Raw genomic sequence first — 5908 nt, 5'->3', positions numbered from 1 at the left:
CCCGCGCCGCCGCGACCGACGTGCGCCACGACACCGTCCCCGGGGCCCGGCACACCTTCGCGGCCGACAACCCGACCTGGACGGCCGACCGGCTGGCCCGGTTCTTCACCACCACTCCCGCCACCATCCCCGCCTGACCCGCGGCACGACATCGCACACGGAGCACTCCTCATGCAGATCCTCGTCATCGGCGCCACCGGCTACGCGGGCCGCCGTGTCTCAGCCGCCCTGGCCCGCGCCGGGCACACCGTCCTCGGCCTGGCCCGCGACGCGTCCGCCCCCGCCGCCCGCGCCCTCGCCGCGGACGAAGTCACCCCAGTAGCGGGCGACTTCACCAAGCCGGACACCTGGCGCGGACACCTCGACGACACCGACGCGGTCGTCCACCTGCTGCTGGACATGAGCGACCCCATCGGCGGCGACCAGCGCCTGTTCGCCGAACTTCTCGCCGCCCGGCAGCGCGACGGCCGGCACCGCCACCTGGTGTTCACCACCGGCATCTCCTCCTACGGCCGCACCGGCCTGCCGCTCATGGACGAGAACACCCCCGGAAACCCCGAGAGCCCCATCGGCTTCCGCTTCACCCTGGAGAAGGAGCTGGCCGCCTCGGGACTCGCCCACACCGTGGTCCGCCCCGGCTTCATGTACGGCGGCCCCGCGAGCACCTCCATGACCGGCCAGTGGTTCGCCGCCGCCGAGGCGGGCAGCCCCGTCTTCTACGGCGACACCGCCAAGCGCTGGAGCTGGGTACACGTCGACGACCTCGCCGACGCCTATGTCCGTATCCTCGACAACCCCGCCGCCGTGGACGGAGAGACCTTCGTCATCGCCGACGGGCAGCGCCTGACCGCCCTGGACATGCAGCGCGCCGCCGTACGAGCCGCCGGTCACACCGGAGAGATCGCCATGGAGAGCGCCGAGGCGGGCGGCATGCTGCAACTGGCCGCCGACCAGGACGAATTGGTCACCAGCGCCAAGGCCCGCCGGCTCCTGGGCTGGACTCCCCGCCACACCTCCTTCACCGACGATCCGACCCGCCACTACCGCGCCTGGAAGGCCGCCCGGCCCGCCGCATGACACATCGCCGGGTGCGGGCAACGCGTTCAGCGCCCCGCACCGGGTGCGCCGAAGTCACCGACGCGCTGCGGCCGAGCAGTCACGCTCACACCGCAGCGCCGGTCGGTGATTCTGTCGGTCTTCGGTCGGACTACGGTCAGACTTCGCTCGTGGCGAGCGCCGCCAGTTCGCGGTCGACGGCGTCCTGGTGGGCCCGGGCGTCCTCACGCGCCTTCTTCGGGCTCCAACGGCCGGCCATCACGAACACGAAGGGCAGGAAGAGGACCTGGCCGCCCACACAGATCCACCACCAGGTGCGCCATTCTCCGGGGCCGTCCTTCGCGGCCTTCTGCACCTTCGGCCCGTACTCCTTGAGCACCTTGAGCTGCGGCTGTGCCTTCTGTACGACGGCCAGGTCGGCGGGGCCGACCTCCTTGACCGCTTGGGCGGCAAGGGCTGGGGGCGTGGTGGTCGGCGTGTACTTGCCCAGTTCGGCGAAGAGTTGGGGGTGCGCGCCGACGATGGCCAGCGCCGGGGCGGCCTGCTTCTGTGCCGCCGCGACCTCGGCGCCGTGCTCGACGAGCGGGGTGACCGAGGTGACGAGCACCGGGATGAACGCCGCCGACACGGCGACCACGATCCGTACCGTCCAGCCCCAGACCGCGAGACCCGCGGCGGTCGCGGCCGGATTGCGCTTCTCCACGGTCTCGGTGAAGCTCGCCATCCAGGGGGCGTAGGCGACCCCGCTGAACACACCGATCGCGACGAACAGCCAGGCGAAGGTGTAGTAGCCGGTCGTCGCGTGGGTGGCCAGGGAGGCGAAGACCGCGGTCGCCACTACGGCGCCGACCCCGCCGACGATCATGAAGGGCTTGCGCACCAGCAGCCGGTCCGAGAGCAGGCCGGCCACGATCAGCGCGAGGGCGTTCGCGGCCCAGTACCAGTTGGCCAGGCCGTTGGTGCGCTGCTCGCTGTAGCCGAAGGTGGTCGAGAAGTAGACGACGAAGTTGCCGACGGCGGCGTAGTAGAGCAGCAGGAAGACCGCGATCGCGAAGGCGGAGCCGAGGATGTCCAGGCGCAGCATCTGCCGCCACTCGCCGCGCCGTACCGCCTCGGTGTCGAGTCCCTTGGCGCGTGCTTCGACCAGGGCCCGGTCCCGCAGACTGACCATGATCTGGTCGCGCAGCCCCGGTGACAGCTCGCGCAGGGCGAACAGGGCGACGACGAACACGATCAGCCCGGCCGCCCCGGAGTAGCGCAGCTCGTCCTCCCAGGTGGCGGTGTCGAGAGTGCTGCTGGTCACCGAGGTGACGACCAGGCTGCCGATGACCGGGCCCATCGTCCAATAGCCCATCGCGGTGGCGCGGCCGAGCTGCGGTGAGAAGTCCCGTATCAGCGCCGGGGTCGCGACCAGCACGATGCCCTCGATGACGCTCACGACGGCGAACAGCACCAAGTACGTCGTCTTGTCGGCCGCGTTGGGCAGTGCGAAGAAGACCAGGAGCGCCGCGATCAGCAGTCCGTAGACCACGAGGTTCGCCCGTCCCCAGCGGTCCGCGAGACCGGCCACGAGGGAGGCGAAGGCCCCGAAGGCGTTGCCCACGACCGAGACCCACACGAAGTAGCGGTAGGTCATGTCGAAGTGCGTGATGATCGACGTCGCCACCGCGTACTGGATGTACAGCATGTAGTAGAGGACGACGGTCGTGACCACCACGATCGCCAGGTACGACATGCGTCGCCCGGTGGCCGGATACGCCGGCAGATCGCGGCGGTACAGCCGGGTGAGCGCGCCACGAGAGTCGGTGCCCGGCGCGTCGGTACCGGAGTTACTCGTGTCAAACGGTGCGGAAGCGGAAGACATACGACTCCCTTTGGAACGGCTGGGGACTGGGTGAGCGGCGGGAGGCTGGGGGCCCTTCCGTTCGGCGGAGCGTAGTACCGACTAGTCGGTATGACTAGATGCGCGACAAGGCTTCGCACACGGGGTCGAGAACGGGCCCCTCCTTGCCGGAAGACGGCATCGCCCACGCCGTCAACGGCAGGTCAGCGCAGTCCGAAGCGCTCCGACCAGTCGGCGATCTCCCCGGCCGTCGCGTTGCCCCCGCACACCACGAGGCCGAGCCGCGCGCCGTCGCCGACCCGCTCCAGGACCTGCCGGGCGGCGGGCAGCAGACAGCCCGCGGCGGGCTCGGTCCACACCTTGCCGTGCTCGGCGAGGTCGAGACAGCCTCGTACGGCGTCCTGGTCGGAGACGGTCAACACCTCGGTGACCAGGGCCGACACATGGTCGTACGTCAGCTGTGACACGGTCGGCGCGCTGAGCGTGGTCACGATCGAGGACGGCGTGACCGGTACCGGGCCACCGGCCGCGAGCGCCGCGGACATGGCCTCGGCGCCCTCGGTCTCCACACCCCAGACCCGGATCCCCGGCCGCCGGGCGTGCAGTGCGGCGGCGACCCCGGCGATCAGCCCGCCGCCGCCGATGCTGACCAGTACGTCGGTGAGTTCACCGGCGTCGTCCGCGAACTCCAGCCCCACGGTGCCCTGTCCGGCGATCACCACCGGGTCGTCGAACGGGTGGACCAGGGTCAGCCCCTCGTCCCGCAGCCGGTGCACCAGCTCGAACGCGCTCGGCATGCTGTCGGTCAGCCGCAACGACGCGCCCGCCGCCTCCACCAGCTCGACGGACCGCGCCGGCGCCGAACGCGGCATCACCACCGTGGCCTTCACGTCCAGCGCCGCCGCCATGACCGCGAGCGCGATCCCGTGGTTGCCGCCGCTGACCGCCACCACGCCGGCCGCCAACTCGTCCCCGCCGAGCGACAGCAGCTTCGCCGTGGCACCGCGCGCCTTGAAGGAACCCGTGCGCTGCAACAGCTCCAGCTTCGTCGTGACCCGGACACCGAGCAGCTCGGAGAGTCCGGGGCTCTGCACGGTCGGGGTGCGTACGACGTGGCCGGCGATCCGCTCGGCGGCGGCTTCGATGTCCGAGATGCCGATCAAGGCAGTCATCCTCCCGGCGCGGGGACAGGTGGCCCGTGCCGTCTCGACCCTGACTCGGAAAGGACGTGCAGGTCAACACGTTTCAGAGATCGCGGCGCACCAGGAACTCCAACAGGGACCGCAGCTCGTCCGCCGGCCCGGTCTCCAGGGGGACGCCGGCGAGAGTCGTCTCCACGGCGGCAATGTGCCGACGGGCCTCCGCCAGCGTCGCCGTACGGCCACCGGCCTCCTCGATCAGTCCGGCAGTCACGGCGGGTTCGGCACCCGATTCCAGCAGTGTGGCGAGGTACCGAGCGCCGGGGGCGGAGAGCGCGGTCAGTACCGGGAAGGTCTTCTTGCGCTCCCGCAGATCGCCGTGCACGGGTTTGCCGGTCACCGCCGGGTCGCCCCAGATCCCCAGGATGTCGTCGACCAGTTGGAAGGCGATGCCCACATGGCGTCCCGCCCGGTCCAGCGCGGCGACCGTCGCCGGGGGCGCCCCGCCGAGTACGGCACCGAGCGCGGCCGAACAGCCCAGCAGCGCACCGGTCTTGCCCTCGGCCATCGCCCGGTACTCGTCGGGACGCACCCGCTCGGGACCCGTCCAGGGACGTGCCGCGAACAGCAGGTCGTCCGCCTGTCCGTGCACCAGGTCGCCGAGCGCCGTGGACAGCAGCCGCAACCCGCCCGCGCCGCCCGGGGCCGCTGCGAGCGTCTCCACGGCCAGCGCGAACAGGGCGTCGCCCGCGAGAACGGCCGGTCCCGTGCCGTATGTCTTCCACAGCGTGGGGCGGCGGCGCCGGGTCTCGTCGCCGTCCATGATGTCGTCGTGCAGCAGCGAGAAGGTGTGCACCAGTTCCACTGCCACGGCAGCGGCGATCCCGGCCCGCGCAGGCGCACCGGCGGCTTCCGCGCCGAGTACGGCGAGGGCCTGCCGTACGCCCTTGCCGCCCGGCGCGACGACGGGCGTACCGCCCACCTCGCACCAGCCGAACGAGTAGGCCGCCATCTCGCCCAGCCACGGATGCAGCCGCCCGACCGCTTCCTTCAGTGCGGGGTGCACCAACTCCCGGCAGCGGTCGAGGACTTGGGGTGCGGTCGGGGCCGCTACGACCGAGGGGAGCGCCGTCACCGTACGACCTCCACCGCGACGCCCAGCTCGTCCTGCGCCCGCGCCACCATCTCCCGCGCGTGCCGCAGCCCTATGCGCTCCAACACCCGTGCCAGATCCGCCAGTTCGGCCGCGGTCTCGGCGTGGTCGCGGCCCAGGCGGGCCAGGGACTTGGCCAGGCCCAGCCGTGAGAGCGCCTCGCCGCGCGGCTCGCTCATCGCGTGGAACTCGGCGAGCGCCTGCTCGTAGAGGTCCCGCGCCTCGGCGTAACGCCCGTCGCGGTACAGGACGTTGCCGCGCATCTTGTGGTTGTACGCGAGCGCGCTGGACAGATTCATCGCACGACAGCTCTCCTCGGCCTCGGACAGCAGGCCGAGTGCCCGCTCGGGGTCCCGGTCACGCACCGAGACGATGTCGGCGAGTCCGCGCAGTGCCCAGGCGTGCCCGCGCCGGTCGTCGGCGCCCGCCGCGATCGTGGCCGCCTCCTCGAACATCGCGTACGCCGTGTCGTAGGAACCCCTGTTGCGATGGATCTGTGCGATGCCCTCCAGCGCCCACACCGTGTGCCGGGCCTCGCCGCGCTTGCGGGCCTCGGCCAGCAACTGTTCGTGCAGCCGCGCCACGGCCTCGTAGTCGCCCTGGATACGGCCGGTCTCGGCGAGGCCCGCCAGCGAGTAGCCCCGTACGACGATGTCGCCGCCGCGCTCGCCGAGTTCGGCCGCGAGCCCGAGCAGCCGCCAGGCCAGCGGGAAGGCG

The 5908-nt window shown here is 71.7% G+C and carries 5 protein-coding genes; 1 reads left to right on the top strand and 4 read right to left on the bottom strand.

All coding sequences use genetic code 11. The features are described 5' to 3' along the window. Positions 1–171 precede the first annotated feature (171 nt). A complete protein-coding gene (locus tag R6V09_RS43810; protein WP_317887063.1) occupies positions 172–1077 on the top strand; it encodes an NAD-dependent epimerase/dehydratase family protein in 906 nt (301 codons plus the stop codon). A 136-nt stretch (positions 1078–1213) separates the two neighbouring features. Here the strand turns inward: R6V09_RS43810 and R6V09_RS43805 are convergent, their stop codons facing one another. The 4 genes from R6V09_RS43805 to R6V09_RS43790 all read right to left on the bottom strand — a co-directional run. Beyond that, positions 1214–2920 (bottom strand): MFS transporter, encoded by a 1707-nt coding sequence (locus R6V09_RS43805; protein ID WP_317887062.1) that lies wholly within the window; start codon positions 2918–2920, stop codon positions 1214–1216. A gap of 182 nt (positions 2921–3102) precedes the next feature. Then, entirely contained in the window at positions 3103–4062 is a 960-nt protein-coding gene (locus R6V09_RS43800; protein WP_317887061.1) for a threonine/serine dehydratase, read from the bottom strand. Positions 4063–4144: 82 nt separating this feature from the next. Then, complete coding sequence (locus R6V09_RS43795; protein ID WP_317887060.1) at positions 4145–5173, bottom strand: polyprenyl synthetase family protein; 1029 nt, start codon at positions 5171–5173, stop codon at positions 4145–4147. Continuing rightward, the coding region (locus R6V09_RS43790; RefSeq protein ID WP_317887059.1) for a tetratricopeptide repeat protein at positions 5170–5908 on the bottom strand (739 nt) is incomplete at its 5' end. The genes R6V09_RS43795 and R6V09_RS43790, both read right to left, overlap by 4 nt.

It is taken from the genome of Streptomyces sp. W16, from assembly GCF_033194735.1.
Lineage (GTDB): Bacteria > Actinomycetota > Actinomycetes > Streptomycetales > Streptomycetaceae > Streptomyces.
The sequence above is the reverse complement of the archived record's forward strand: the minus strand, read 5'-3'. Positions and strand labels throughout refer to the sequence as shown.

Excerpts from the sequence above, each read along its gene's own strand:
- R6V09_RS43810 (WP_317887063.1), top strand. The coding sequence starts at position 172 with ATGCAGATCCTCGTCATCGGCGCCACCGGCTACGCGGGCCGCCGTGTC.
- R6V09_RS43805 (WP_317887062.1), bottom strand. The coding sequence starts at position 2,920 with ATGTCTTCCGCTTCCGCACCGTTTGACACGAGTAACTCCGGTACCGAC.